Below are 25,723 nucleotides of genomic sequence, written 5' to 3' on the forward strand. Positions count from 1 at the left end.
AGCGCCGACACCCGCAGGCATCATAGTGCCGTGGCGCTTGCAGCCACTGCACAACTGCTCTAAGTTATTTGTATGAGTAAAGAGCTGAGTGCCCTCGCCGAGATTCGCGGCACGATCCTGATCGGCGCCGCGGATTCGGCCACGGCAGATACCTTCCGAGCCGTCGATGCGGCAAGCGGAGCAGCGCTGGAGCCCGCCTTCTCGGCGGCCGGCCCGGCTGAGGTCGAGGCCGCCTGCGCCCTGGCGGATGCGGCGTTCCCGAGCTTTTCCGAATCGCCCCCCGCGGTGCGGGCCGATTTCCTGGACGCCGTGGCCGAGGCCGTGAACGCTCTTGGCGAGTCCTTGATCGCGCGGGCCATGGCCGAGACCGGCCTGCCGCGTGCTCGGCTGGAGGGTGAGCGCGCGCGCACCGTCGGCCAACTGCGCTTGTTCGCCTCCGTCGTCCGCGCGGGCGACTGGGTCCAGGCCACGATCGATCCGGCCCAGCCCAAGCGCACGCCCCTGCCGCGGCCCGATCTGCGCCGCCGCCACGTCGCCGCCGGACCGGTGGCGGTGTTCGGCGCCAGCAACTTCCCGCTGGCCTTCTCGGTAGCCGGAGGCGACGCCGCCTCCGCGCTCGCGGCCGGCTGCCCGGTGGTGGTGAAGGGCCACCCGGCCCATCCCGGCACCGGCGAACTGGTCGCCCGGGCGGTGCGGGCGGCGGTCGCCGCCAGCGGCCTGCATCCGGGCGTGTTCTCCTACCTGCCCGGGCCGTCGAACGATCTCGGGACGGCGCTGGTCGCCGACCCGCGAATCAAGGCGGTGGGCTTCACCGGCTCGCGCGGCGGCGGCCTCGCCCTGATGCGGGTGGCGGCCGGCCGGCCCGAACCGATCCCGGTCTATGCCGAGATGAGCGCGGTCAATCCCGTCCTGCTGCTGCCGGGCGCCCTGCGGGCGCGGAGCGCGAGCCTGGCCGCCGGCTTCGTCCAGTCCCTGACCCTGGGGGCCGGGCAGTTCTGCACCAATCCGGGCCTGCTGATCGGAATTGCAGGCTCCGACCTCGACGCCTTCGCAGAGGCCGCCGCGACGGCGATCCGCGCGAGCACGCCGCACGCGATGCTGACCGCCGACATCCGCGCCCGCTTCGAGCAGGGCGTCGCCGAGATGGCGGCCCGCCCGGGAGTGACCGTGGCGGCCCGCGGGGAGGGGGCCGGGCCGGGGGGCGCCCCCGCCGCTCTGCTGCGGACGAACGGGGCGCGGTTCCTGGCGGATCCCGGCCTCGCCGACGAGATGTTCGGACCCGCGGCGATCCTGGTGGCGGCGGCGGACCTCGACGAGGTCAATCGCATCGTCGCCGCGCTCCCGGGCCAGCTCACCGCCACCCTGCACCTCGACCGCGCCGACGAGCATATCGCCGCCGGCCTGGTCCCGGCCCTGGCCCGCAAGGTCGGCCGCATCCTCGCCAATGGCTGGCCCACCGGCGTGGAGGTCGCCCCCGCGATGGTCCATGGCGGCCCGTTCCCGGCGACCTCGGACGGGCGCACCACCTCCGTCGGCACCCTGGCGATCGAGCGCTTCCTGCGCCCCGTCTGTTACCAGGACCTGCCCGAGGCGCTGCTGCCGCAGCCCCTGCGCCCGGACAATCCCTGGCATCTCACTCGCAGGGTCGACGGCACCCTCAGCCCGGCCTTCGAGCGCTGACGCGCCGACGCGCCGACGCGCGCGGCAACCCAATTTCGAGCCGGCCCGACGAAGGCCGGCCCCGGGAGGATCACGATGGGTCAATCACTCCTACAATTCCGCAGACCCGACGGGCAGCGGGGTGTGGCGGTGCTGGAGGACGGCCGGGCGCGGAGCGTGTCCGGCGTGGACAGCGTCCTGGATCTGGCCCGGCGCGCCCTCGCGGCGGGGGACGGCCTGGCCGAGACGGCGTCCCGGCTCGGCCTCGGCGACGCCCTGGATCTCGATGCCGTGCGGCTGCTGCCGCCGATCGACCACGCGGATCCCGCGCATCTGCTGCTCAGCGGCACAGGCTTGACCCATCTCGGCTCGGCCGAGGGCCGGGACAAGATGCACCGCGCCGCGGCGGCGGATCCGGCCCCGACCGATTCCATGCGGATGTTCAAGATGGGGGTCGAGGGCGGCAAGCCCAGGCCAGGCGAGACCGGGGTCCAGCCCGAATGGTTCTACAAGGGCGACGGCGCCGCGATCGTCGGCACCGGCGAGCCGCTCCTGTCGCCCGCCTTCGCCCTCGACGGCGGCGAGGAGCCGGAGATCGCCGGCATCTACCTGATCGACCCGGACGGCAATCCGGTGCGCCTCGGCTTCGCGCTGGCCAACGAGTTCTCCGACCACGTCACCGAGCGCGGCAATTACCTGTGGCTGGCCCATTCGAAGCTGCGCCCGGCCGCGCTCGGCCCGGAACTGTGGCTGGGGGATCTGCCCGCCGACGTGCGCGGCCTCAGCCGGATCCGGCGCGACGGCGCCGTGCTGTGGGAGAAGCCGTTCCTCTCGGGTGAGGCGAACATGTCCCACACGATCGAGAACCTGGAGCGGCACCACTTCAAATACGCGCCGTTCCGACGCCCCGGCGACCTGCACGTCCACTTCTTCGGCACCGCCACCCTGTCGTTCAGCGACGGCGTCACGGCGCAGCCCGGGGACGTGTTCGAGATCGAGGCCGCCCCCTTCACCCTGCCGCTGCGCAATCCCCTCGCGATCGCGCCCGCCCGCGACCTGTCCGTGAAGGTGCTCTGAGATGTCGGCTTCGAACGGGACGATCCGCATCGGGCTGGTCGGCGTCGGCAAGATTGCCCGGGACCAGCACCTGCCGGTGATCGGCGCCTCGCCGGACTATACCCTGACGGCGGTGGCGAGCCGGGAAGGGCGCCACGAGGGGGTGCCGAACTACCGTACATTGACGGAGATGCTGGCGGGTCAGCCCGACCTCGACGCGGTCGCCCTGTGTCAGCCGCCGCAGGTGCGCTTCTCGGCCGCCCTGGAAGCAATCGCGGCCGGGCGGCACGTCTTCCTGGAGAAGCCCCCCGGGGCAACCCTGGCAGAAGTCGGGATCCTGGTGGAGGCCGCGCGCGCGCGGGGCGTGAGCCTGTTCGCCAGCTGGCACTCTCGCTACGCCCCCGGAGTCGAGCCTGCGCGCCGCTGGCTGTCGGGCCGCCGGATCCGGTCGGTAGCGATCGCCTGGATGGAGGATGTCCGGCACTGGCATCCGAACCAGGCCTGGATCTGGCAAGCCGGCGGCATGGGGGTGTTCGATCCGGGGATCAACGCCCTGTCGATCGCGACCCACATCCTGCCGCCCTTCCTCCTCACCGGCGCGACCCTGTCGGTCCCGGAGAACCGGCAGGCGCCGATCGCCGCCAACCTGCATTTCACCGACGCCGCCGGCACCCCGATCGAGGCGGTGTTCGACTGGCGCCAGACCGGCCCGCAGACCTGGGACATCCGCGTCGACACCGAAGACGGCCTGCTGGTGCTGTCGAAGGGCGGCAGCGTCCTCACGATCGACGGCAACCCGCAGCCGCTGCCTCCGGAGGCCGAGTATCGCGGCCTCTACGACCGTTTCGCCGCCCTCGTCCGGTCCGGCACGAGCGACGTCGACCTGAACCCGCTGATCCACATCGCCGACGCCTTCCTGCGCGGCGAGCGCCGCACCGTGGAGGCCTTCACGGACTGACCGGAGGGATCCCGGCGGACACGAACGCGACAGAGCCAATCAGGGCCGCGCGTCTTAGGGGGAGTCACTGTTATGGGAACGTACACGCGATGGGCGGCGCTCGCACTCTGCGCCGCATCACTCTCGGCCGGCATTCAGGCGGCCGAGGCACAGGATGCCAACGCTCCGGACGGGGGTCCCTCCCTGGTGAACCCGGGCCCGAAGGCGAGCCCGGCAGCGAAGGCCCAGTACCGAGCGAACCGCACCAGGCGGCGGACCATCCGCGAAGCCAGGAGTGCCGCCGGCGCCAGCAGCGCCGCGGCCTCGATCGACGTGCAGGGCAGCAGCGCGACGCCGCCCGGCCTGCCGCCGGGCACCTTTTACCTCGGCAACGGGATCAGCATGATCCTGAACTACACCGGCGAATTCGCCGCTAACCCGTCCGGCGGCATCCGCCAGGGATCGGCCTATGCCGGCCAAGTGGTGTTCGGCCTGGATGCCGATCTCGGCCGCCTCGCAGGGATCGACGGCGGCTCGTTCCACACGATCGTGACGCAACGTCACGGCCGTAGCCTGGCGCGAGACAGCATCGGCTTCGACGGGAGCGTGCAGGAAATCTACGGCGGCGGCCAGACCGCCCACCTCACGTCGATCTCTTACGAGCAAAAATTATTTAACGATCGCGTCGATATTGAAGTTGGGCGGCTATTGGCCAATCCAAACTTCCTAGCCTCACCGCTGTATTGCAATTTTCAAAATAATGCAACCTGCGGCGCACCTAAATCGATCTTCAAGCTGACGAATTTCAGCTATTGGCCGATCGCCACCTGGGGCGCCCATGCGAAAGCCTGGGTCACCGACAAGGTGTTCGTCCATGCCGGCGTCTACGAGGTGAATCCCCGTGATCAGCAGGACAACCAGAACGGCATCGACTGGTCGACCCGCGGCGCCACCGGCGTCCTGATTCCCGTTGAGGCCGGCTACTCGACCAACTTCGGCAACGATCCGCTGCCGCGCAACTACAGTGTCGGCGTGGTCTTCGACCAGTCCGACTACAAGGATCCGGTCTATGACGTGCGCGGCGGGCTTCGTGTCTTCAGCGACCTCGACCCGCTGACCCGCTTCGGTCGGTCGGCGGTCTATGCCCGCTTCGACCAGATGGTCTGGCGTCCGGATCCGAACGGCGTCCAAGGCCTGTCGGTGTTCGGCGTCGCGCTGGGCGGCACGGGCGGCCGGCAGATCCAGGATTATTTCCTGGAGGCCGGCGCGGTGCTGACCGGTACCTTCCCGGGCCGGCCCTACGACACCCTCGGGTTCGTGTTCGCCATGGAGAAGCTCTCGCCCCTCGGCTCGGCCGGAATCCGGGCGGCGCGCGCGTCGTACGGGCTCAGCAGCCGCAACGTCGACATGCTGCAGACCATCCTGGAGTTGAGCTACGGCATTCAGCTCACCCCGGCGATCCGGCTGATGCCGAATCTGCAATACGTGATCGGTCCGGACCAGACCCGCTTCCCGCTCCGGCCGAAGCCGATCCCCGACGCCTTCGTCATCGGCGCGAAGCTCTCGGTCGACCTGTTCACCCTGGGCGGCCTGGCCAAGGGTCCGGGAAGCCTCTGACATCGAGCGCATCACGGCAGAGCCTGCGAACCCATCACCGGTGGGCTCGTGGGCGGAAACCGACAAGGATCGGCGCGCGCGGAGCATCCGCGCGCGCCGATTGCGTTTGAGGGTGGGCGATCCGGGCTGGGCAGGGGGGAGGGGCGGCCGGAGCCCGAATCGTCCCACGTCGCCCCAGGTCGCCAGCCCCTCTCGGCAGCCGCGCGGAGCCGGCACTGACACCAAGCGCACGGCCCCGACATGGAACCAGACACGCAGTCGTGGGTTGACCAGCAGATTGTAGCTGTTCTAATTCGCAAGAGAGAACGGCACGCCGCCGAACCGACACGGGAGCATCGAGACATGGCCAGCGCAAACTGCGAGAGCTGCAAGTTCTTCGACGAGCACAAGGGCAACGGCGCGAACGCCCAGGGCGATGCCGGCCTGTGCCGCTTCAACCCCCCCGTGAGTCAGCCGGCGCCCGAGTCCAAGGGCTTGTGGCCGGTCGTGACGAACAATGATTGGTGCGGCCACTTCACCGCCGAGATGACCGCGGCCGAGTAAACCCGGGCGCGCTCACCGCCGATCCGGTGACGGGCGCGCAAACGCTGCACGGACGAGTCGTCGCGAGACGCAGGGCCAGCCGCCACGGCTGGCCCTTTTTCGTGCGCGGATCGGACGGTCAGGGCCGGAACGCGTGAGCTGAAACCTCAGAATCCGGACGACTCCGTCCCGACCGAAATGACGTGCCTTGCATGTCCAGAGGCCTTTCCAGCTTACGCGCTCGCCCCTCCGGCGGCCGGATCAACCCGACAGAACGATCCGCCTCCCGATGCGCAGATCTGAAGTATTTTTATCTCTCCGACTCCATATTGAGAGATCAAAACCAGCTCGAAATCCGATTGACGCGTGCGCGGAGCCGCAATCCACACGCAGCGCCACCCAAGGGCGAGATGAAATCAGGCTTCAAAGCGCCTATTCCGAGGAGAACATTTTTCTATTCGGAATGAATTGGGAAAGCCGTTTCATTGACGCCGTGCAGCGCAGTCAGCAATTCTAGCGCTCTATTTGGATATCCGATCACGCCTCAGCCGCTCCTCACCGAGCAGGGCGGGCCGGCATTGTCGCAAGGCTTCTGCAATGACACGACCGAGACTCGTCGGGCTGAGCGCGAACGTTCAGCGCCCGTCCAAGACCCGCACGCTGGTCGATGCGGTGCTGCACGAGGCCTGCGCGCAGGCGGCGTTCGACGGGCGCATCTTCGACTTCGTCGATGCCGGTTCCGGCCTCGGGGCCGCCTGGACCCGGGACCAGCTGCCGCTGCCCGCCCGCCGGGTGCTCGACGCCATCGAGGAGGCGGATGGGCTCGTGGTCGGCTCGCCGGTCTACAAGGGCGCCTATACCGGCCTGTTCAAGCACCTGTTCGATCTGGTCGATCCCACCGCGCTCGCCGGCAAGCCCGTGGCCATCGTGGCGACCGGGGGCGGAGCGCGGCATGCCCTGGTGGTCGAGCACGCCTTCCGGCCGCTGTTCGGTTTCTTCGGCGCCCTCCAGATCCCGACCGCGGTCTACGCGTCCGACGCGGATTTCAGCGACGGCGTGCTGACTGAGGCCGGCGTGCGCGCCCGCGCCGCCGAGGCCGGCGGCCAGCTCGCCGCCCTGCTCCTGCACCGGGCGTCGGCGGCGACCGGCCCGGCCGAGCTCGCCGCCGCCGAGTGAGCCCGACGATGCTCGACCGCCGCACCTTCCTGGCCGCATCCCTTGCGGCCGTCCCGGCCCTGCGGGGCGCCCGGCCGGGACGGCCCGGCGTGCTGCGCATCGGCTACCAGAAGAACGGGATTTTGGTCGTCGCCAAGCAGCAGGGCATCATCGAGCGGCGCCTGGAGCCTCTCGGCCACACGGTGCGCTGGGTCGAGTTCTCGTTCGGGCCGCCGCTGCTGGAGGCCCTGTCCCTCGACGGGATCGATTTCGGCCAGACCGGCGACGCACCGCCGATCTTCGCCCAGGCGGCCCGGTCGAGCCTCGTCTACGCAGCGGCCCAGGAGGGCGGTAGTTCCGGCATCGGGATCCTGCTGCCCAAGGGCTCGCCCGTGCGCAGCCTCGCCGACCTCAAGGGCAAGCGCGTCGCCTTCGCCAAGGCCTCCAGCGCCCACAACCTGACGGTCGCGGCCCTGGAGAAGGCGGGCCTGCGCTACGCCGACATCGAGCCGGTGACCCTGGCGCCCGCCGACGCGGCGGCGGCCTTCACCCGCGGCAGCGTCGATGCCTGGACGATCTGGGACCCATATCTTGCCATCGCCGAGGAGGGCGACGGAGTGCGGGTGCTCGCCCTCGCCACCGAGATCACGCCGCAGAACAATTTCTTCCTGGCACGCCGGGCCTTTGCGGAGACGCAGGGAGCGGTGCTCGTCGCGACAATCGACGCCCTGAGCGAGGTCGCGGCTTGGTGCCGGCAGAACCGCGGCGCGGTGGCCGCGCTCCTGTCCCAGGGCACCGGCGTGCCGCTGCCGGCTACGCGCCGGGCGGTGGACCGCGCCGAGTACGTGATCGGCCCAATGACCGAACGGATCATCGCCGAGCAGCAGGCCGTCGCCGACCGGTTCCACGCCCTGAAGCTGATCCCGAAGCCGATCCGCATCGCCGACGCGGTCTGGACGGCGCCTGCCCGAAACGGCTGAGATCCATGACCGAGAGATCATCTCCTTTGGGGCTATTCGGGCTCGCCCCGAGCCGGCGCCACCTCCTGTCCGCAGGGCTCGGCCTCGCGGCGGCTGGCGCCCTGCGCCCGGCCCGGGCCGCGGGCGGCGCCGTCCGGGTCGGCTACCAGAAATACGGCTCCCTCGTCCTGCTGAAGGGCCGCGGCACCCTCGAGAAGGCGCTCCAGCCCCTCGGCTACACGGTGGCATGGTCGGAATTCCCGTCCGGCCCCCCGCTGATGGAGGCCCTGAATGCTGGGGCGGTCGATTTCGGCTCGGCCGGCGAGGCGCCGCCGATCTTCGCGCAGGCCGCGAGCGCGGACCTGCGCTACGTCGCCACCCCCCCCCCGGCCCCCCGGGGCGAAGCGATCCTGGTCCCCAAGGATAGCCCGGTGCGCAGTGTCGCCGACCTGCGCGGCCGGACGCTGGCCCTCAACAAAGGCTCGAACGTCCACTTCCTGGTGGTGCGCGCCCTGGAGCAGGCCGGCCTGCCCTACGATGCGGTGAAGTTCGCCTTCCTGGCCCCGGCGGACGCCAACGCCGCCTTCGTGCGCGGCTCCGTCGACGCCTGGGCGATCTGGGATCCCTATCTCGCCGCCGCAGAACGGGCCACCGGCGCCCAGGTGCTGGCGGACGCGCAGGGGCTTGCCCCCAACCGCCAGTTCTACCTGTCCCGCCGCGGCTTCACAGATGCCAGCCCGGAGGTCGTCTCGGTCGTGCTCAAGGCAATCGGGGAGGTGGATACCTGGGCGGAAGGCCATGCCGACACCGTGGCGGCGGAACTTGCGCCCTCCGTGGGCATTCCAGCCCCCGTGCTCCGCGTCGCCCTCGACCGCCTGTCCTATGGGGTCACGCCCCTGGATGCCGCGGCGATCGCCGACCAGCAGCGGGTGGCGGACGCCTTCCACGGCCTCGGCCTTCTGCCGAAGCCGATCCGCGTGGCCGATGCGGTCTGGACACAGCCCGAACGCCGGGCGGAGAATCGATGATGCGCCCCACCCCTCTCGGTCGCCTGCGCGACACGGCCGTACCCTGGCTCCTGCCGGTCGCGATCCTCCTGGGCTGGCAGGCAGCGGTCTCGACAGGCCTCGTCTCCAACCGATTCATGCCGGCGCCCCTGGACGTGGTCCGGGCCGGCTGGGAGGCTGCGCGCACCGGAGAGCTCTGGACCAACCTCTGGGTCAGCACCCTGCGGGCGCTGTCGGGCTTCGCGGTCGGCGGCGGCATCGGCCACCCGCTGGGCCTCGCCAACGGCCTCTCGCGCCTGTCAGAGCGGCTGACCGACACCTCGGTGCAGATGGTGCGCAACGTACCGCATCTGTCGCTGATCCCGCTGGTGATCCTGTGGTTCGGCATCGGCGAGGAGGCCAAGCTGTTCCTGGTGGCGCTCGGCGTGTTCTTCCCGATCTACGCCAACACCCTGCACGGTATCCGCTCGGTGGACCCGGCGCTGGTGGAGATGGGTCGCGTCTACGGCATGTCGCGCACGGAGCTGTTCACCAAGGTGGTACTGCCCGGCGCCCTCCCATCGATCTTCGTCGGCTTACGCTACGCGCTGGGGATCATGTGGCTGACGCTGATCGTTGCCGAGACGATCTCCGCTTCCTCGGGGCTCGGCTACATGGCCATGCAGGCCCGTGAGTTCATGCTGGTCGACGTCGTCGTGCTGGCGATCCTGATCTACGCCGCCCTGGGCAAGCTCGCGGATGCGCTGACGCGTCAGCTCGAGCGCGCCTGCCTCGCCTGGAACCCCGCCTACAGGAGCGCCTGATGCTGCTCGACGCCCTTCGCCGCGAGGCTCCGGCCGATCCCCTCCCCGAGACCCGGGCCACCGTGCCCCCGACGCCCGCGTCGGCGCGCCAGCCGGCGGAGGCCGCCGGCCGCGGCATTGCGGTGACGGCCCGCGACCTCCGCAAGAGCTTCGACGGCCACGCCGTCATCGAGGGGCTCGACCTCTTCCTGCCGGCCGGCGGATTCACCGCCGTGGTCGGGCGCTCCGGCTGCGGCAAGAGCACGTTGCTCCGCCTGATCCTCGGGTTGGAGACGCCCACCGGCGGCCGGATCGTGCTCGAAGGGCCGGAGACCGGCCCGCGCCGGAGCGAGCCGCCGAAGCGGATCATGTTCCAGGAGCCGCGCCTGCTGCCCTGGGCTCGGGTGGTGGACAACGTCGCGGTCGGCCTCTCCGGCCACGGCTCCCGGGCCGAGCGCCGGGAGCGGGCGCTGGCGGCGCTCGCTGAGGTCGGCTTGGCCGACAAGGCCGGGCAATGGCCGCTGACCCTGTCGGGCGGCCAGCGGCAGCGCGTGGCACTGGCCCGGGCGCTGGTGAGCCGGCCGGGCTTGTTGGCCCTCGACGAGCCGCTGGGCGCCCTCGATGCCCTCACCCGCATCGGCATGCAGGATCTGATCGAGCGGATCTGGCTGGCGCAGGGCTTCACCGCGCTGCTGGTCACCCACGACGTGGCCGAGGCGGTGGCGATGGCCGATCGCATCCTGGTCGTCGAGGCCGGACGCATCGCCCTCGACCTGCGGGTCGACGTGCCGCGCCCGCGCCGGCGCGGGGATCCGGATCTGGCCCGGCTGGAGGGGCGTATCCTCGATCATCTGCTCGGCGCACAAACGGACATCTGACATCGGGCCGCCGTTTCCCGGAATCGGCGGCCTGCCCTAGCTCTTGATGATCGCCGGATGCGAGAAGTCGGATCCGGCTTTTCCGCACCCGGCTTGCAACCGCAATGGAGACCCTGATGACCACGACGCATGACGGGCGCGCCGACGTACTCTGGTTCCTGCCGACCCACGGCGACGGCCGTTATCTCGGCGCCCAGGAAGGGGCTCGGGAGGTCTCGATCAACTATCTTCGGCAGATCGCCCAGGGCGCCGATGAGCTCGGATATTACGGCGTGCTGTTGCCGACCGGGCGCTCCTGCGAGGATTCCTGGATCGTCGCCTCCGCGCTGGTGCCGCTGACCAAGCGGCTGCGCTTCCTAGTGGCGGTGCGGCCGGGCCTGATGGAGCCCTCCGCGGCAGCCCGCATGACCGCGACCCTCGACCGGATTTCGGACGGGCGTCTCCTGATCAACGTCGTCACCGGCGGCGATCCGGTGGAGCTGGCCGGGGACGGCGTATTCCTGTCCCATGACGAGCGCTACGCCGTCACCAACGAGTTCCTGACGATCTGGCGCGGGCTGCTCTCGGGCGAGACCGTGACCTTCCAGGGCCAGCACCTGCGCACCGAGAACGGCCGGGTGATCTTCCCGCCGGTGCAGAAGCCCTATCCGCCGCTCTATTTCGGCGGCTCCTCGCCCGCCGGGATGGAGGTCGCGGCCGAGCATTGCGACGTCTACCTCACCTGGGGCGAGCCCCCGGCCCAGGTCGCGGAGAAGATCGCCGCCGCCCGGCAGGCCGCGGAAGCCAAGGGCAAGACCTTCTCCTACGGCATCCGCCTGCACGTGATCGCCCGGGAGACCGAGGCCGAGGCCTGGGACGCCGCGGAGAAGCTGATCTCGAAGCTCGACGACGCCACCATCGCCAAGGCGCAGGAGACCCTGAAGCGGCAGGATTCGGTCGGTCAGAGCCGGATGATGGCGCTCCACGGCGGCAACCGCGACAAGCTCGTGGTCTCGCCCAACCTGTGGGCCGGGGTCGGGCTGGTGCGCGGCGGCGCCGGCACGGCACTGGTCGGCTCGGCCGATCAGGTCGCCGACCGGATGAAGGAATACATCGATCTCGGGATCGACCGGTTCATCCTCTCGGGCTACCCGCATCTCGAGGAAGCCTACCGCTTCGCCGAGCTGGTCTTCCCGAAGCTGCCGCTCCGCGCCACCACGGGCCGGGCGGCGGGCAATGCGCGCAACGACGGCCCGTTCGGCGAGATCATCGCCAACGACCTCGTGCCCGCCCGTCGCGTCGGCGCGCACTGATCCCGTCGAACTGACCGCCCGGACCCGATCGGGAGGAGCCGAATACGCATAGGATGCGTATTCGGCTCTCGTGTTGTGCACACATGGCCGGGCTGCACCCTTGCCATCCGGGCGTCATGGTCGTGCCATCCTTGGCGCCCAGGTGCCGCGCTTATCACCGCGTGGCTTGCTCGCGCGATCATCGGATAGCGACAAGGACATCCATGACTTTGACCAAGGCGGTCGTCCTGACCCTCGGTCTCTGCCTCGGCCCGGCCGCGGCGCTGGCCGAGCAATCCCCGGCCCGCGAGGCGCTCAAGCAGCACTGCACCGGCGACTACATGGATTATTGCAGCGCCTACGCGCCCGGCGGCCCGGAGGTCGAGGCCTGCTTCAAGGCGAACATGAAGAACCTGTCGCCCGGCTGCTCCGCGGCGATCACCGCCTACAAGCAGGAGAAGCGGGCGACCAAGCGCGTCAGCGAAGTGCGCTGAGGCGACCGCCGCGAGAGAGGATGCGGCTCACCGTACCGCGATGCCCAGCGGGGCGCCGCGACAATTGAGATGGGCCGGATTGGTGGAGACCACCCCGGCATTGCAGCCGCCCTCCAGGCCGACATAGAGCGGGGTCCCGCCCGCGCCGGCGGCCGCGAGGTAGCCGATCGGGCGCGTACCGGCGTCGAGATGGTGCGGGTTGTTGGTGACCAGGCCGACATCGAGCCCGGCCGCGGTGCCGGCATAGACCGGCGCGTCGGCGGGCGAGGACGGCTGCCCCAGGGTCGCGCCGATCGGGGCCGTGGCGCAGCCCTTGTAGCCCGGGTCGATCGTCACCGCGCCGGCATTGCAGCCCTGCTGCGTCCCGACATAGAGCGCCACACCCGGGCTCCGCACGGGCGGGGCGGCAGCCGCTCTGGGTGCGGGGGCCGGGGGGGCGGGGAGGGAGGCCGGATGCCCGCCGGCCAGGGCTGACCGCAGGGCGACGAGGCCCGCACGGACATCCTGCAAGGTGCCGACCACCACGTAGCAGGTGTAGCTGTGCGCCCCCGCCGGGACATTGTTCTCCCGGAAGGCACAGTTCCATTTCACCGTGGCGTTGCCCGGGCCCAGCAGGGTCGCGAAGTTGAACCGGCCGTAACCGGCATTCGGAACGGTCGCCTGGGGGAGGGCGGGGCTGTAGACGCCCATCGCCCGGGAGCCGTCGGGGGTGGCCAGGATCACCGGAACGCCTTGCTCGGCGGGCCCGGCCGAGAGCGGCGCGGACTGGCCCGTTGCCGGGTCGAGGCTCCAGAACGCCGTGAAGTCCGGCGGCATGTAGGCGGTGGCGGCCTCGAACGTGGCCGAGGCATGGGCCTGCGCAGTGATGTAGGTCACCCGGTACGCGATGGCGTTGGCCACGCCCGCCGCGCCCAGGGTGACGGTCTTGGCCAGGACGTCGTCCGAACGAGGACCGGCATGGGGACCGGGTCCCTTCGGGCAACTGCCGGTCACGCGGCCGGGCTCGATCCAGTAGGCCATCTGCGCGCGCGTCTGGAGCGTGTTGGGGCCGATCTTGAGCTCGGTGAGCAGGGTCGTGCTGCGCGGGCCGGTACCGTCGGAATCGCTGCCCGCCTCGGTGGGGTTCAGGCACTCGCCGTAGCCATCATACGAAGACGCCGATTGCAGCTCGCGGCCGTGGTCGTGCGCGTTGATGAACTGCGTGCCGCCCCAGGTCAGGCTGTCGATGGCCCCGCCGGTCCGGGACGAGACGCCGACCGTGATCGGCGATCCGTTGAAGGCCCGGCTGATCGTCGCCCGGCCGCCGGGCTCGGGCCAGGCGATCGACGGGGCGTCCTCGGCCTGCGCGGCTCCTGCAAAGCCGGCGAGCAAAAGCGCGACGCGCACGGGACGGGACAAGGGGGTCGAGGCGGGCATCGGCAGCTCCTGGGCGGAGCCGGCTTAGAGCATGGCGCGGGGGAGGGGAATCCGACGCTAGATTTGGCAAGCCGAGCACAGAGACAGTCCCGCCCTCCTGGCCCAGACCGACCTCCGGCATGGTTCTGATCCCATCAGAACCGGTTGAAAGTTGGACAGGCCCGTCATCCGCCCCGTGCCAGCGGCACGATAATTTAAGTCCCGGGCTGCGATGGGGCTAGAAGGTTGCGGCCAAGCCCGATTCCCCCCGCTCCGCTGCGCGTGTGTATGCGGCGGCCGGCGATCTGCTGTCCCGGCCTGGATCGAACCTTCGGAATACGGATGCCGTCCCGATGACCACCACCGATATGGCATCTGCTCGGGGCGGGCGGCCGACCGAGGGGCGCCAGGCGCTGGTCCGCACCGCGCGCACGATCGCGGCGGCGGCCGTCGCCGCCATGGCGCTGCTGCTCGATCTCATCAGCTTCTCGCAGCTGATCTTTTCCGGACCGTTGGCGGAGAGCCGCGTCGCCGGGATGTCGGCAATGCTGGCGGCCTACGTGCTGGGCACCCTCGTCTTCGTCGCGCTGCGGCGGACCGTGCTGGTGTCGCTCTCCTTCATCGGGGCGGCCGCGATCGTGCAGGCGGCGATCGCGGCCGCGGTGGCCGGAGAGCTGCGGGACGCGGGCATCACCGATCCCGCCACGGTCGGCCGGATCGTGCTCGTCGCCTGCGGGGTCTCGACCTTCGCCACCGGTATCGTCTTCGCGCTGCTCGGCACGCTGCGCGCCTCGCTGCTGGCGCAGCTCCTGCCCTACCCGGTCCTGACCGGGTTCCTCGGCGGCGTCGGGCTGCTGTTCCTGAAGAGCGGCCTGCAGATCGGCGCGCATCTCGACGATCCCACCGCCGCGATTCACGGACTGCTCGATCCGGCGGCGCTCGACCCGAGCCGGATCGACCTCGGAATGCTCGGCCGCATCGCCCTGACCTTCGGCATCGGGTTCTGCGCCTTCTACCTGCCCCGGCGCATCAGGCATTGGGGCACCTACCCGACGGTCATCCTAGCGAGCCTCGTCGTCGTACATCTGGGCTTGGCCTGGCGAGGCATCGACACCGCCGCCGCGCAGGCCGCCGGCTGGCTGATCGAGGCCCTGCCCACGGGATCGCTGCTGCAAGCCCCGGCGGCGATGGCGCTCCAGGCCCTCGACCCCGCCCTGCTCCTGCCGATCCTGCCGCGGATCGCCACCGAGATCGTCGTCGCGGTCATCATCCAGATCCTCTACGTCATCAGCGTCGAGCTGGAGATGCGGCGCGAGCTCGATATCGACCGGATGTTCGTCGCCTCCGGAGCGGCCAACCTGCTTGGCAGCCTGTTCGGCAGCCCCGCCATGGGCTTCGGGCGAACCTCGACGCTGCTGCTGCACAATATCGGCGGCAGCCATTGGCTGGGCTGGTGGCTGACGCTGGCCGTGATGGCGGCGCTGCTGGTCTTCGGCGCGAGCCCGTTGGCGCTGCTGCCCCGCCCGCTCGCCGGCGGCGCCCTGATCGCCATCGGGCTGGGCCTGCTGGTCAACCTCGCGCTCGCCTGCCGGACCTTCCCGGTTTGGGAGACCAGCATCGCCCTGGCAGTCTGCGGGGCGACCGCTGCGTTCGGCGCCACCGTGGGCTTCCTGGTCGGTGTCGTGCTGGCGATCCTGATCTTTGCGGTCCAGTACGGCCAGATCCCGGCGGTACGCCGGGCGCTGTCCGGCGCGGAGCGGCGCAGCAGCATCATTCGCGCCCCCGACACCGCCGAGCTGCTGCGCGAATCCGGGCACCGGACGCGGATCTACGCGCTGCAGGGCTACCTGTTCTTCCTCAACGCCCAGACGATCTATCGCCGGGCCGCCGCGGAGCCTGGTACCCTGCGCAGCCTGATCCTGGATTTCCGCGATTGCGTCGGGTTCGACAGCTCGGCACTGATCGCGTTCCGCAAGATCAGCCAGCTCGCCGAGCAGCGCGGCTTCGACGTGCTCCTGGTCCATCTGAGCCCGGCGGCCCGCCAGCAGGTCGAGCGCGGCGGTCTCGCCGGGCCGCGGCTGCGGACGCGCGACACCCTGGACGAGGCCCTGCGCGAGGCCGAGACCCTGCTGCTCACCGAGGTTGGCTCCGGCGGGGAGGGGGCTGTCGCGCTGTTTGCCGAGCACATGGCCGACCGGCTCGGCTGCGCCCTCGCGCCGGCCGATTTCGCGCCGTATCTCGCCGTCCGCACCCTGGCGGCCGGGGAGGCCCTGCTCCGCCAGGGCGAGGCGGCCGACAGCCTGTACTTCCTCGAACAGGGCGTGGTCTCCATCGAGATGGAGGTGCCCGGCCGCCCGAACCTGCGCCTGCGCACCACCACGGCCGGGACGGTGATCGGCGAGATCGGGCTGGTGCAGGGTGGGCGGCGCACTGCCACCGCCATCGCCGAGAGCCCCTGCCGGGTGGTCGGCGTCGACCGGGCCGCCCTGGCCCGGATGGAGCGCGAGCGCCCGGACCTCGCCCTGTCCCTGCAGCGCTTCCTGATCCTGGAACTCGCCGGCAAGGTCGCCGACACCAACCGGCTGCTCGAGGCCGAGCTGACCTGAGACTTGATCTTTCCCATACACACGGGCTGCGTCCCTGGCGGCGTGATGGGGCACACAGGCCATCGCCCGAGACAGGGAGAAACCGGTTACCGAAGGGGTCTCTTGGGATAATGCGCTAAACCGTGAGGATCACGCGCCCCGCGGTGCGCCCGCCTTCCAGATCGGCATGGGCCCGGGCCACATCCCGAAGGTCGTATTCGGCCCCGATCGGACTGATCAATCCGTCTTGCAGAGCCGCGATCAAGTCGACGCTGCCGCGCTGATACAGCGTCGGATCGTTGGCGTAGGCGATCACGCTCGGCCGCATGAGGGCGACTGGACGGCCGCTCCCCAGAGTCTCGACGCGGACCGGCGGGATCGGCCCGGCCGGCTGGCCGAGGCTTGCAACCATGCCGAAGGGCCGGACCGCCGCGAAGGTCCGGGCCAGCATGCCGCCGCCGATGCCGTCGATCGCCAGATGCACGCCCTGCCCATCCGCCAGGGCCCGGGCCCGCTCGGCCCAGTCGTCCGCGCCGTGCAGGAGCACCACATCGGCCCCGGCCTCCAGCGCCAGCGCCCGCTTCCCTTCGGAGCCGACCGTGCCGATCACCTGCGCGCCGAGGCGCTTGGCCCAGCGGGTGACGATCTGTCCGAGGCCGCCGGCGGCGGCGTGGACCAGGATCCAGTCGCCGGGTCCGACGGCGCGGACCTTGTGCAGCAGCATATGGGCGGTCAGGCCGCGCAGCATCGTGCCGCCGACGACGTGGTCGGGCAGGGCGTCGGGCAGCCGCACCAGGCGTTCCGCCGGCAGGATCCGGGCCTCGGCATAGGCGCCCATCGGCTGGCCGTGATAGGCGACGCGGTCGCCGGGCTTCAGCATCGCGCCCCCCGGACCGACGGCGTCGACCGTCCCGGCCCCCTCGAAGCCCAGCACCGCCGGATAGGCGTCGAGCGGGTAGAGGCCGGTTCGAAAGTAGATATCGACGAAGTTCACGCCGATCACGGAGTGCCGGATGCGAACCGCACCCGGGCCGGGTTCGCCGAGGTCGATCTCGGTCGCCGTCAAGACTTCCGGCCCGCCGGGTCCGGCCATCATCATCGCTGTCGTCATGGTCCACCTCCTGCCCGGGCAGAGAACCGCGTTTTGATCTGCGCGAGAATTCGGGATCTCTTCACGGATCCCGTGCGAAACTTCACCGATGGTCGATTGGCAGGACCTCCACCACTTCGCGGTCCTCGCCCGGGCCGGCTCGCTCTCCGCCGCGGCGCGGGACCTCGGCGTCGATCACGCGACGATCGGCTGGCGGGTCGCGTCCCTCGAGGACGCCCTGGCGCTGCGGCTGATCGAGCGCCTGCCGCGCCGGGTCGCGCTGACCCCGGAGGGGATCGCCATCGCGGCCCTGGCCGCCGAAATCGCCGGGACCGTGCAGGCGATCGAGCGCCGCGCCCGGGGCTACGCGGCATCGCCGGTCGCCACGGTCCGGATCAGCGCGCCGCCCGCCCTGGCGGCTCGTCTCATCGCCCCGCAGGTCGCAGGCTTCCACCGTGCGCAACCGGGCATCACCCTGGTCCTGTCGGGCGCCGCCCGGATCGCGGCGCTCGACCGCGGGGAGGCGGAGATCGCCGTGCGCCTGAGCCGCCCCGACGATCCGGATCTCCTGATCCGCCGCGTCGGCGTGATGCGGTTCGGGCTCTACGCGACACCGGACCAAGCGGCGACGCCCCCGGAGGAGTGGACATTCATCGGCTACGATTCCGTCCTGGAGCACGTCCCGCAGCAGGCGTGGCTGCGGACCGTGCTGGCGGGCCGACCAATCGTGTTCCAGGCGAGCGACCTGTTCGGCCAGAAGGAGGCGGCCCGGGCCGGCCTCGGCTCCGTCGTCCTGCCCCGCTTCCTCGGAGATGGCGACCCGACGCTGGTCCACCTCCCGGTGGAGCCAAAGCCGCCGTCCCGGGATGTCTGGCTCGTGACCTATCCCGACCTGAAACGGTCGCCTGTGATCCGCGCGGCGATGGATTTTCTAGCCCGGGTGATCGGCCAGGGATGCCCGGTCGGCGCGCAGGTTGAGTAGGTCGGCGCGCGGAGCCTTCAGAGATCGGCCTCACCATAGCCGAGCGGGGTGACGCGGAAGACGAACCGGATCTCGGCCTCGGCATCCAGCAGTGCCAAGGCGCTGACCGGCCCGGCGATGATCTTGGCGCCGCCATCCGGTCGCGCGGCGTAGCGGCCTTTGCGGCCGAGCGAGGCCAGGGCACGCAGGGCGTGCCGGGCCGCGCGGGGGCGCCAGGCGCCGTTCTCGCGGAGCCAGAGGGTTTCGTCCGCGGGCCACAAGCGCACGGGATGCCGGGCGCCGCGTCGGCGCGGTCCGGGCGCATGCGCATCATCCCGCACGGTGGCTTCCGACTTTCGGGAGGAAAGGATCCCGAATCGAAGACCGATCGCGTCGCGGACGATCCGGGACGTCACGGGCGGACGCCCCAGGCCGCGGCGTGGAGCGCTCGGAGGCTGCCCATCGGGATCGCCGGGCGGATCCGGGGTGCAGGCGAGACCGAGCTGATGGCGACCAGCCGGACCAGCTCGGCGGCCAGTCCGGTATAATCCGCCAGATGCACGCCATCCGGATGAAGACCGGTGCGAGCGAGCCCCGAGCCACCGTCCCGCAGGGCCGCGAACGGGTCGAAGAAGCTGTGGCCGCCCGCCCGGCAGAGCGCTTCGAGGCGGTCCGAGAAGGCCGCGACGGCGGTGGGATCCCGGCCCGTCGCCCAGGCACCGATCGGCGGGATCGCAGCCACGAAGACCTGCGCCGACCAGACCTCCAGGATCCGCAGGATGCGCCGGACCTCGGCCTCGAACCGGCGTTCGGTGGAGGCTCGCTCCGGATGCCGCCAGCGCAGGATGTCGTTGGTGCCGATGATCAGCACCGAGGCCGCGCAGCGCATCGGCGCTCGCAGGTCCGCGAGAAGGGCCGCGCAATCGGCGGCGGTGCTGCCGCCGATGCCGAGATTGATGCAGGGCCGGCCACCGCAATCCGGCGCCCCGAGGAACTCGACATGCGAGTTGCCGGCCAGGATCACGCTCTGCGGCCCGGCTTTGCGAAGCGCCGCGCGCAGAGCCGGGCCGCGCTCGGCCAGGCGGTTTCGAACGCACCGCCCGTGTCGCCAATGCCGGGCAGCCGTCGCGATCCAGGGTGCGTGCATGGCGGTCCAGAACAGGCGTGAGGGATCGGTCGCGCCCCGGGGCTGCCCGGGCGCGGGGATTCGGAAAGAACCGTGACGAGACCGTGCCGCCGGCCGGATATCCTGGCGTTACAGCAGCAGAAACACTTCGTTACTTTGCATTATCGGCGAAACGACAAGCAAAACTAGATGCGACAACCCGCGATGACTTCATCCTGCATATGTGGGAATTTTTCACACGTCAATGGTCCAGCTGCTTGGATGGCCTTCCGGGTTTCACGATCCCGCGCTACGCCGGGGCTTCTGACGAGCGGGGGGAGCCAGGATGATCAAGGATCGCGTCTACATCGTCACCGGCGCTGGCTCGGGGTTGGGCGCCGCCGTGGCGCGCAGCCTCGTGGCAGCGGGCGCCAGCGTCGTGGTGGCCGACATCGCCCGGGAGGCCCGGGCCGGTGTGGCCGCGGAGCTGGGCGCGCAGGCGCGGTTCGCGGCCACCGACGTCACCAGCGAGGCGGACGGTCAGGCGGCGGTCCAGACGGCGCTCGACGCGTTCGGGCACCTGCACGGGCTGGTCAATTGCGCCGGGATCGCGCCGGGCGAGAAGGTGATCGGCCGCGACGGCCCGCACCGGCTCGACAGCTTCGCCCGAGCGGTGTCGGTCAACCTGATCGGCACGTTCAACATGATCCGGCTCGCCGCCGCGGCGATCGCCAAGGAGGCGCCGGATGCGGAGGGTGCCCGGGGGGTGATCGTCAACACCGCCTCGATCGCGGCCTTCGACGGGCAGATCGGGCAGGCGGCCTACGCAGCCTCGAAGGGCGGCGTGGTCTCCATGACCCTGCCGATCGCCCGGGAGCTGGCCCGCCACGGCATCCGGGTCGTCACCATCGCGCCGGGCATCTTCGAGACGCCCATGATGGCGGGGATGTCCCAGGAGGTGCAGGACGCGCTCGGCCAGAGCGTGCCGTTCCCGCCGCGGCTGGGCCGCCCGTCGGAATATGCCGACCTCGTCCGGCACATCTGCGAGAACCCGATGCTGAACGGCGAGACGATCCGCCTCGATGGGGCGTTGCGGATGCCGCCCCGCTGAAGCGAAGTCGGTTCAGCCGATCGAGACGCTGGTCAGGAGCGCGGCGGCCCGGCGCACCTCGGTGACGATCAGCTCCTCGCTCGGGCCCTCGATCGGCATGTCGGACAGGATCGCGGCGACATCGCGCTTCACGTCCTCGCGGATCTCCGGGTTCTCCTCGGACAGGCGGCCGATCAGAACGCCCAGAACGATCTCCAGGGCGGAGAGCTTCGCGTGCACGCGGGTGAAGTCGTCCAGCGGTTCCGGCTCGTTGGCGTTCATGGGGTGCTCCGTGGGGGTGGCGCCGGCTTCCGGTCTGCGCGACCGCAGGCTTCAATTCGGCCGCTCGCCGGCGGGCGGGGTCAGCATGGCTTCCATCTGGTTGACGGCGCTGCGCAGGGCTTCGAAGGCGGGCAGCGGCCCGCGCAGATGGGCGACGAGGCGCCGCCGCGTCCGCGACGGGGCACCCGGCGTGGTGGGCTCGTAGACTTCCATCTCCAGGGTCATCCGCCCGATCCCCGCCCCGACACCGAAGGCCGAGACGGACTCGAAATAGACGACCGGCGCCTCGATGCCGCCGTCAACCTGGGGCGGTGCGCCGGCTTCTGGCGTGTCGGGCATGCACGGTCTCCCGGGATCAGGCCGCCGCACCATCCGAGTGACGGGCGACGCCTCGGGCCAGCCATACGCTCCCGCGGCCGGTAAGGTCGATCCCGGGACGCGCCGCGGTCAGGCGGCCGCGCTCTCGGTCCAGGCGGCCAGGGCCGCCGCGACGCCGGCGCCCGGCGGGACGGAGAAGCCTTCCGCCCGCAGGACCGCCTCCAGGGCGCCCAGGGTGATCAGCACCTTGTGCTTGCGGGCGTTGTAGCCCATCGCGCCGATCCGCCAGACCTTGCCGGCCAGCGGCCCGAAGGCGGTGCCGATCTCGATCTCGAAATCCTCCCGCATCCGGCGCCGCACCGCCTCGCCGTCGATCCCGTCCGGGATGTGGAGCGCGGTGACGTTGGTCATCCGGTACCGGTCGTCGCCGAACACGGTGAGCCCCATCGCCCGGATGCCCGCCGCGACCGCGCGCCCGGCGGCCGCATGCCGGCGGTGGCAGGCCTCCAGCCCCTCGCCCAGCAGCACCCGGGCGCATTCCCGGGCGCCGTAGAGCATCGTGGTCGCCTCGGTGTGGTGGTTCAGCCGCTTCTCCGACCAGTAATCCATGATCATGGCGAGGTCGAAGTAGTTCGAACCGATCCGCACGCCCAAGCCGTCGTCGATGTCGTCCCGGCGGATGCCGTGCTCGACATGGCGCCGGGAAAAGATCCGCTCGGCCGCTGCCGCCGAGACGGTGATCGGCGACGAGCCCGAGGGGCCGCCGAGGCATTTCTGCAGGCCGCCGGTGACCACGTCGACGCCCCAGCGGTCGGCGGCGATTTCCATGCCCCCGATGGTCGCGGTGGCGTCGACATAGGAGAGGGCGCCGGCCCGGCGGCAGAGCGCGCCGAGCCCGTCAAGGGGCTGGGCCATGGTGGTCGAGGTGTCGCCGTGGACGGTGGCCACGACCTTCGGGCCGAAGCGCTCCACAGCGGCGGCGATCGCCTCCAGGGACACGACCTCGCCCCACGGCGCGTCCACCGTCTCGACCACGGCGCCAACCCGCTCCAGGATCTCGGTGAGCAGCAGGCCGAACCGGCCGAAATTGACCACCAGCACCCGCTCGCCGGGGGCGACCAGGCTCACCAGAGCCGCCTCGATCCCGGCCCGCGCCGTGCCGTCGACCAGGAATGTCCAGCGGTTCTCGGTGCCGAAGATCGGGCGGTAGAGCGCCATCACCTCGTTCATATAGGCGGTCATCTCGGGGTCGAACTGCCCGAGCAGGTCGGCCGACATGGCGCGCAGCACGCGTGGATGGGCATTGACGGGGCCCGGCCCCATCAGGAGCCGCTGGGGCGGGTCGATCTCGCCGATCTGATCGAGCACGGGCTGTCTTCCTTCGTTGTCGCGCATTCCGGGCGGGGCGACGCAATCCTCTGGCCATGTCGCTTCGGGCCATGTCGCGGTTGGGAGCGGTGCTAGGGATCCGCGGCCCTCCGATCAAGCGGTGCGTTTTTTCCCATCGGCGGAAACCTCATCCGGGCCTCGGCGTTTCTCGGTCCCAAGACCCAAGCCACCAAGATCGAACCCGCAAAGGGAAACCCGCCATGATCAAACGCTTTGCCACCGCGGCCGGCCTGCTCGCGCTCTCCACGAGCTTCGCCCTGGCCCAGACCGCCACCCAGACCGACAGCAACCTGAAGGAGTGGAAGGTCGCCAAGGTCGCCAAGGTCAGCCTTGCTCAGGCACTGACCACAGCCCAGGCGCAGGGCGACGAGAAGGGCGGCCGCGCCATCGACGCCGATTTCGAGAAGGCAGGCAGCAAGGACCCGGCCCACTACGCGATCAAGGTCGTCTACCCGAGCGGCAAGCTGGTGGAATACGGCATCAACGCCGATACCGGCGCCCTGTACAAGACCGAGAACCAGCCGATCGAGCGCTACTTCACCCGGCTGAAGCCCGCCGACTTCCAGAACGCCAAGACCTCGCTCAAGGACGCGCTGGTCATCGCCGAGCAGAAGGCGGGCGGCGGCAAGGCCTACGAGGCCGAGGTCGAGAAGGAGGGCTCCGCGGTCGAGTACGAGATCAAGGTGGCCGGCGCCGACAAGGAGCAGACGGTCAAGGTCGGCCCGGACGGCAAGGTGGTCGACTGATCCTGTAGGATCACCATCCGAAGCGGCGGGGCAGCCCCAAAACTGCCCCGCCGCTGCATGGTGTCGCCCCGGCGCTCGGACGCGGAGCCGGGCGGCCGCCTCGGCGATTGCTCCCGAACGAGACTGCGGATCGGGAGCGCCAACATGGAATCAGGTACGCAGGCCCCCCAGAGAATCCTCGGGACGGCCCATACCCGGGTCGAGGGCCCCGACAAGGTGACCGGACGGGCGCTCTACGCCTCCGACCGGACCGGTCCGGAAACGATGGCCTATGCCGCCCTGGTCACCAGCACCATCGCCCGGGGCCGGGTCACCGGGTTCGCCCTCGGCGCCGCCGAGCGGGTGCCGGGGGTGCTGGGGATCTTCACCCACCGGGCGTTCGCCGGGGCGGTGGCACCGGTGAAGCACCTGATGGCCGGCGGCTACGCCAACAGCTCGCACCGGCCGCTGGATTCCGACGCGGTGGCCTATGCGGGCCAGATCGTAGCCCTGGTCGTGGCTGAGACCCAGGAGGCGGCCGAGGAGGCCGCCGGTGCGGTTCGGGTCTCCTACGCGGAGGAGCCCGCCGCCGGCGGCTTCGACGCGGCCGGGGCCGAGACCGTCCGGCTGGCGGACCTCAAGGCTCAGCACGAAGATATCGCCCGGGGCGACGCCGAGGCCGGATGGCGCAACGCCGCCATCCGGGTCGAGGCGCGCTACGAGACCCCGGTCCAGCACCACAACCCGATCGAGCTGTTCACCACCCGGGCCGCCTGGGACGGCGACAGGCTCACTGTGCACGAGCCGACCCGCTATGTCGGCGCCGTGCAGCACGGGCTCGCAGCGCAGCTCGGCCTCGACCCCACACAGGTTCGGGTCGTATCCGGGCTGATCGGCGGCCATTTCGGCTCGAAATTCGCCCTGTCGCAGCACACGGCCCTGGTCGCCCTGGCGGCCAGACGTCTCGGTCGGCCGGTGTCGCTGGTGCCAACTCGGCGGCAATGCTTCACCATCGCCAATTACCGGCCGGAATCGCGTCACGACATCCGGCTCGGGACCGACCGCGACGGCCGGTTCACCGCCCTGGTGCACGAGGCCGAGACGGTCACGTCGCGGTTCGATCCGTTCGTCATGGAAGGCGCCGAGGTCACCGCCAGCCTCTACGCCTGCCCGGCGATCCGAACCGAGGAGCGGGCGGTGCGGGTCGACCGCAACACGCCGGGGCCGATGCGGGCGCCGCCGGAGGTACCCTATCTGTTCGCCCTGGAGAGCGCCGCCGACGAGGCGGCCGTGGCCCTCGGGATGGATCCGATCGCCCTGCGGCGGCTGAACGACACCCCGATCGATCCCGTCTCCGGCAAGCCGTTCTCGACCCGGCCGCTGATGGCCTGCTTCGACGCCGGCGCGCGGGCTTTCGGCTGGGGCCGCCGGGCACCGCGCCCGGGCACGATGCGGGACGGGCCCTGGCGGGTGGGACTGGGCTGCGCGGCCTCGGTGCGGCCGGTGAAGATCGCGGCCGCGACGATGCGGGTGCGGCTGAACCCGGACGGGACCGCGGAGGTCGCCTGCGCCCATCACGAGATCGGCAACGGCATCACCACGCTGTTGGCCATGGGGGCGGCCGAGGGTCTCGGCGTGCCGGTGGAGCGGGTGACGGTCCGGCTCGGCGACACGGCGCTACCGGCGGCCGGCATCTCGGGCGGGTCGAGCACGACCACGAGCCTGATGAACGCCCTGGCGCTGGGCTGCGATCAGATCCGGGAGAACCTGGCCCGGGCGGCGACCGCCTCCGGCGGCGGGCTTGCTGGGCAGGACCCGGGCGCCCTGTCGCTGGCGGGCGGGCGGCTTTCAGCCCCGGACGGCACCGGCGTCGCGCTGGCCGACGCGATCGGCCCCGCGGGGGTCGAGACGCTGGCCGAGTTCGTGCCCGCGGGCGGCGACCGGGAGAAGGCGCTGGCGAGCCTGCGGCAAGGCCATATCGGGCTGGCCTTCGGCGGGGGCGGGCGCTCGGTCTCCTGGGGGTTCGGGGCCCAGTTCGCGGAGGTCCACGTCCATGGCGAGACGGGAGAGATCCGGGTGGCCCGGCTCACGGGCGCCTTCGCGGCGGGGCGGATCCTCAACCCGCTGACCGCCCGGAGCCAGCTCACCGGCGGGATGATCTGGGGCCTCGGCTCGGCGCTGCTCGAGGAGACCGTGCTGGACGGAGCCGCCTACCGCAATCCGGATCTCGCCGAGTATCTCGTCCCGACCTCGGCCGACGCCCCGGAGGTCGAGGCGCTGCTGGTGCCGGACCCGGACGATCAGGTCGACGCCCTCGGCCTCAAGGGCCTGGGCGAGCTCGGCATCATCGGCGTCAACGCGGCCATCGCCAACGCCGTGCACCACGCCACCGGGCGCCGGATCCGCAAGCTGCCGATCCAGCTGGAGGATGTGGCCTGAGGGCGGG

At 70.9% G+C, this 25,723-nt stretch carries 24 protein-coding genes; 17 read left to right on the forward strand and 7 right to left on the reverse strand.

Annotated elements, in window-relative coordinates:
- Positions 1-72: 72 nt before the first annotated feature.
- From AO398_RS05335 to AO398_RS05390, 12 genes are all read left to right on the forward strand, one after another.
- A complete protein-coding gene (locus tag AO398_RS05335) occupies positions 73-1,680 on the forward strand; it encodes an aldehyde dehydrogenase (NADP(+)) (RefSeq protein WP_058190994.1) in 1,608 nt (535 codons plus the stop codon).
- 75 nt (positions 1,681-1,755) lie between these two features.
- Positions 1,756-2,736 (forward strand): AraD1 family protein, encoded by a 981-nt coding sequence (gene araD1 / locus AO398_RS05340; protein WP_058190995.1) that lies wholly within the window; start codon positions 1,756-1,758, stop codon positions 2,734-2,736.
- Between the two features lies 1 nt (position 2,737).
- A complete protein-coding gene (locus AO398_RS05345) occupies positions 2,738-3,673 on the forward strand; it encodes a Gfo/Idh/MocA family oxidoreductase (protein WP_058190996.1) in 936 nt (311 codons plus the stop codon).
- A gap of 72 nt (positions 3,674-3,745) precedes the next feature.
- Positions 3,746-5,269, forward strand: a complete 1,524-nt coding sequence (locus tag AO398_RS05350) for a carbohydrate porin (protein ID WP_058190997.1) — start codon at positions 3,746-3,748, stop codon at positions 5,267-5,269.
- 342 nt (positions 5,270-5,611) lie between these two features.
- On the forward strand, positions 5,612-5,812 hold the full coding sequence (locus tag AO398_RS05355) for a hypothetical protein (protein WP_058190998.1): 201 nt from the start codon (positions 5,612-5,614) through the stop codon (positions 5,810-5,812).
- Positions 5,813-6,388: 576 nt separating this feature from the next.
- On the forward strand, positions 6,389-6,967 hold the full coding sequence (msuE, locus tag AO398_RS05360; RefSeq protein ID WP_058190999.1) for an FMN reductase: 579 nt from the start codon (positions 6,389-6,391) through the stop codon (positions 6,965-6,967).
- A gap of 8 nt (positions 6,968-6,975) precedes the next feature.
- Entirely contained in the window at positions 6,976-7,926 is a 951-nt protein-coding gene (locus AO398_RS05365) for an aliphatic sulfonate ABC transporter substrate-binding protein (RefSeq protein WP_058191044.1), read from the forward strand.
- A gap of 5 nt (positions 7,927-7,931) precedes the next feature.
- On the forward strand, positions 7,932-8,933 hold the full coding sequence (locus AO398_RS05370) for a sulfonate ABC transporter substrate-binding protein (RefSeq protein ID WP_058191000.1): 1,002 nt from the start codon (positions 7,932-7,934) through the stop codon (positions 8,931-8,933).
- Positions 8,933-9,715, forward strand: a complete 783-nt coding sequence (gene ssuC, locus AO398_RS05375; protein ID WP_058191001.1) for an aliphatic sulfonate ABC transporter permease SsuC — start codon at positions 8,933-8,935, stop codon at positions 9,713-9,715. The genes AO398_RS05370 and ssuC overlap by 1 nt, the downstream gene beginning before the upstream one ends.
- The gene (locus AO398_RS05380; protein ID WP_058191002.1) at positions 9,715-10,572 is read left to right on the forward strand and encodes an ATP-binding cassette domain-containing protein; all 858 of its coding nucleotides are present in this window, start codon (positions 9,715-9,717) and stop codon (positions 10,570-10,572) included. Before ssuC ends, AO398_RS05380 begins: the two co-directional genes overlap by 1 nt.
- Positions 10,573-10,688: 116 nt before the next feature.
- A complete protein-coding gene (gene ssuD / locus AO398_RS05385; protein WP_058191045.1) occupies positions 10,689-11,864 on the forward strand; it encodes an FMNH2-dependent alkanesulfonate monooxygenase in 1,176 nt (391 codons plus the stop codon).
- A gap of 203 nt (positions 11,865-12,067) precedes the next feature.
- Positions 12,068-12,337: a hypothetical protein gene (locus tag AO398_RS05390; protein ID WP_058191003.1), complete on the forward strand. Its 270-nt coding sequence runs from the start codon at positions 12,068-12,070 to the stop codon at positions 12,335-12,337.
- A gap of 27 nt (positions 12,338-12,364) precedes the next feature.
- On the opposite strand, the gene AO398_RS05395 is transcribed toward AO398_RS05390, so the two are convergent.
- Positions 12,365-13,753 carry a hypothetical protein gene (locus tag AO398_RS05395; RefSeq protein WP_058191004.1) on the reverse strand — a complete coding sequence of 463 codons (1,389 nt, stop codon included), beginning with the start codon at positions 13,751-13,753 and terminating at the stop codon, positions 12,365-12,367.
- A 332-nt stretch (positions 13,754-14,085) separates the two neighbouring features.
- Here AO398_RS05395 and AO398_RS05400 point away from each other — a divergent pair, with 332 nt between their 5' ends.
- Complete coding sequence (locus tag AO398_RS05400; RefSeq protein ID WP_058191046.1) at positions 14,086-16,338, forward strand: cyclic nucleotide-binding domain-containing protein; 2,253 nt, start codon at positions 14,086-14,088, stop codon at positions 16,336-16,338.
- 115 nt (positions 16,339-16,453) lie between these two features.
- On the opposite strand, the gene AO398_RS05405 is transcribed toward AO398_RS05400, so the two are convergent.
- Entirely contained in the window at positions 16,454-17,428 is a 975-nt protein-coding gene (locus AO398_RS05405) for a quinone oxidoreductase (protein WP_058191005.1), read from the reverse strand.
- A gap of 88 nt (positions 17,429-17,516) precedes the next feature.
- Here AO398_RS05405 and AO398_RS05410 point away from each other — a divergent pair, with 88 nt between their 5' ends.
- A complete protein-coding gene (locus AO398_RS05410; protein ID WP_058191006.1) occupies positions 17,517-18,389 on the forward strand; it encodes a LysR family transcriptional regulator in 873 nt (290 codons plus the stop codon).
- 17 nt (positions 18,390-18,406) lie between these two features.
- On the opposite strand, the gene AO398_RS05415 is transcribed toward AO398_RS05410, so the two are convergent.
- Positions 18,407-18,655: a hypothetical protein gene (locus tag AO398_RS05415; RefSeq protein WP_244498672.1), complete on the reverse strand. Its 249-nt coding sequence runs from the start codon at positions 18,653-18,655 to the stop codon at positions 18,407-18,409.
- 125 nt (positions 18,656-18,780) lie between these two features.
- Positions 18,781-19,515, reverse strand: a complete 735-nt coding sequence (locus AO398_RS05420) for a GDSL-type esterase/lipase family protein (protein WP_058191007.1) — start codon at positions 19,513-19,515, stop codon at positions 18,781-18,783.
- 304 nt (positions 19,516-19,819) lie between these two features.
- Between AO398_RS05420 and AO398_RS05425 the strand changes: the two genes are divergently transcribed.
- On the forward strand, positions 19,820-20,584 hold the full coding sequence (locus tag AO398_RS05425; protein WP_058191008.1) for a 3-hydroxyacyl-CoA dehydrogenase: 765 nt from the start codon (positions 19,820-19,822) through the stop codon (positions 20,582-20,584).
- A 12-nt stretch (positions 20,585-20,596) separates the two neighbouring features.
- On the opposite strand, the gene AO398_RS05430 is transcribed toward AO398_RS05425, so the two are convergent.
- The 3 genes from AO398_RS05430 to AO398_RS05440 all read right to left on the reverse strand — a co-directional run bounded on the left by AO398_RS05430 (position 20,597) and on the right by AO398_RS05440 (position 22,531).
- Complete coding sequence (locus tag AO398_RS05430) at positions 20,597-20,845, reverse strand: hypothetical protein (protein ID WP_058191009.1); 249 nt, start codon at positions 20,843-20,845, stop codon at positions 20,597-20,599.
- A 51-nt stretch (positions 20,846-20,896) separates the two neighbouring features.
- Positions 20,897-21,184: a hypothetical protein gene (locus AO398_RS05435; protein ID WP_058191010.1), complete on the reverse strand. Its 288-nt coding sequence runs from the start codon at positions 21,182-21,184 to the stop codon at positions 20,897-20,899.
- Between the two features lie 108 nt (positions 21,185-21,292).
- Positions 21,293-22,531 carry an alanine--glyoxylate aminotransferase family protein gene (locus tag AO398_RS05440; RefSeq protein ID WP_201025712.1) on the reverse strand — a complete coding sequence of 413 codons (1,239 nt, stop codon included), beginning with the start codon at positions 22,529-22,531 and terminating at the stop codon, positions 21,293-21,295.
- Between the two features lie 221 nt (positions 22,532-22,752).
- Here AO398_RS05440 and AO398_RS05445 point away from each other — a divergent pair, with 221 nt between their 5' ends.
- Together AO398_RS05445 and AO398_RS05450 are read left to right on the forward strand one after the other, a co-directional pair.
- Positions 22,753-23,298: a PepSY domain-containing protein gene (locus tag AO398_RS05445; protein WP_058191012.1), complete on the forward strand. Its 546-nt coding sequence runs from the start codon at positions 22,753-22,755 to the stop codon at positions 23,296-23,298.
- 144 nt (positions 23,299-23,442) lie between these two features.
- Positions 23,443-25,716, forward strand: coding sequence for a xanthine dehydrogenase family protein molybdopterin-binding subunit (locus AO398_RS05450; protein WP_058191048.1), 2,274 nt, complete (start codon positions 23,443-23,445; stop codon positions 25,714-25,716).
- Positions 25,717-25,723 lie beyond the last annotated feature (7 nt).

It is taken from the genome of Methylobacterium sp. GXS13 (genome assembly GCF_001455965.1).
GTDB lineage: Bacteria > Pseudomonadota > Alphaproteobacteria > Rhizobiales > Beijerinckiaceae > Methylobacterium.

What these genes read in the sequence shown, in the direction of transcription:
- araD1 (WP_058190995.1), top strand. Translation starts at nt 1,756, where the DNA reads ATGGGTCAATCACTCCTACAATTCCGCAGACCCGACGGGCAGCGGGGT.
- AO398_RS05370 (WP_058191000.1), top strand. Translation starts at nt 7,932, where the DNA reads ATGACCGAGAGATCATCTCCTTTGGGGCTATTCGGGCTCGCCCCGAGC.
- AO398_RS05400 (WP_058191046.1), top strand. Translation starts at nt 14,086, where the DNA reads ATGACCACCACCGATATGGCATCTGCTCGGGGCGGGCGGCCGACCGAG.
- AO398_RS05410 (WP_058191006.1), top strand. Translation starts at nt 17,517, where the DNA reads ATGGTCGATTGGCAGGACCTCCACCACTTCGCGGTCCTCGCCCGGGCC.
- AO398_RS05405 (WP_058191005.1), bottom strand. Translation starts at nt 17,428, where the DNA reads ATGACGACAGCGATGATGATGGCCGGACCCGGCGGGCCGGAAGTCTTG.
- AO398_RS05355 (WP_058190998.1), top strand. Translation starts at nt 5,612, where the DNA reads ATGGCCAGCGCAAACTGCGAGAGCTGCAAGTTCTTCGACGAGCACAAG.
- AO398_RS05430 (WP_058191009.1), bottom strand. Translation starts at nt 20,845, where the DNA reads ATGAACGCCAACGAGCCGGAACCGCTGGACGACTTCACCCGCGTGCAC.
- ssuC (WP_058191001.1), top strand. Translation starts at nt 8,933, where the DNA reads ATGCGCCCCACCCCTCTCGGTCGCCTGCGCGACACGGCCGTACCCTGG.
- AO398_RS05350 (WP_058190997.1), top strand. Translation starts at nt 3,746, where the DNA reads ATGGGAACGTACACGCGATGGGCGGCGCTCGCACTCTGCGCCGCATCA.
- msuE (WP_058190999.1), top strand. Translation starts at nt 6,389, where the DNA reads ATGACACGACCGAGACTCGTCGGGCTGAGCGCGAACGTTCAGCGCCCG.
- AO398_RS05380 (WP_058191002.1), top strand. Translation starts at nt 9,715, where the DNA reads ATGCTGCTCGACGCCCTTCGCCGCGAGGCTCCGGCCGATCCCCTCCCC.
- AO398_RS05345 (WP_058190996.1), top strand. Translation starts at nt 2,738, where the DNA reads ATGTCGGCTTCGAACGGGACGATCCGCATCGGGCTGGTCGGCGTCGGC.
- AO398_RS05420 (WP_058191007.1), bottom strand. Translation starts at nt 19,515, where the DNA reads ATGCACGCACCCTGGATCGCGACGGCTGCCCGGCATTGGCGACACGGG.
- AO398_RS05445 (WP_058191012.1), top strand. Translation starts at nt 22,753, where the DNA reads ATGATCAAACGCTTTGCCACCGCGGCCGGCCTGCTCGCGCTCTCCACG.
- AO398_RS05335 (WP_058190994.1), top strand. Translation starts at nt 73, where the DNA reads ATGAGTAAAGAGCTGAGTGCCCTCGCCGAGATTCGCGGCACGATCCTG.
- AO398_RS05435 (WP_058191010.1), bottom strand. Translation starts at nt 21,184, where the DNA reads ATGCCCGACACGCCAGAAGCCGGCGCACCGCCCCAGGTTGACGGCGGC.
- ssuD (WP_058191045.1), top strand. Translation starts at nt 10,689, where the DNA reads ATGACCACGACGCATGACGGGCGCGCCGACGTACTCTGGTTCCTGCCG.
- AO398_RS05390 (WP_058191003.1), top strand. Translation starts at nt 12,068, where the DNA reads ATGACTTTGACCAAGGCGGTCGTCCTGACCCTCGGTCTCTGCCTCGGC.
- AO398_RS05450 (WP_058191048.1), top strand. Translation starts at nt 23,443, where the DNA reads ATGGAATCAGGTACGCAGGCCCCCCAGAGAATCCTCGGGACGGCCCAT.
- AO398_RS05365 (WP_058191044.1), top strand. Translation starts at nt 6,976, where the DNA reads ATGCTCGACCGCCGCACCTTCCTGGCCGCATCCCTTGCGGCCGTCCCG.
- AO398_RS05395 (WP_058191004.1), bottom strand. Translation starts at nt 13,753, where the DNA reads ATGCCCGCCTCGACCCCCTTGTCCCGTCCCGTGCGCGTCGCGCTTTTG.
- AO398_RS05425 (WP_058191008.1), top strand. Translation starts at nt 19,820, where the DNA reads ATGATCAAGGATCGCGTCTACATCGTCACCGGCGCTGGCTCGGGGTTG.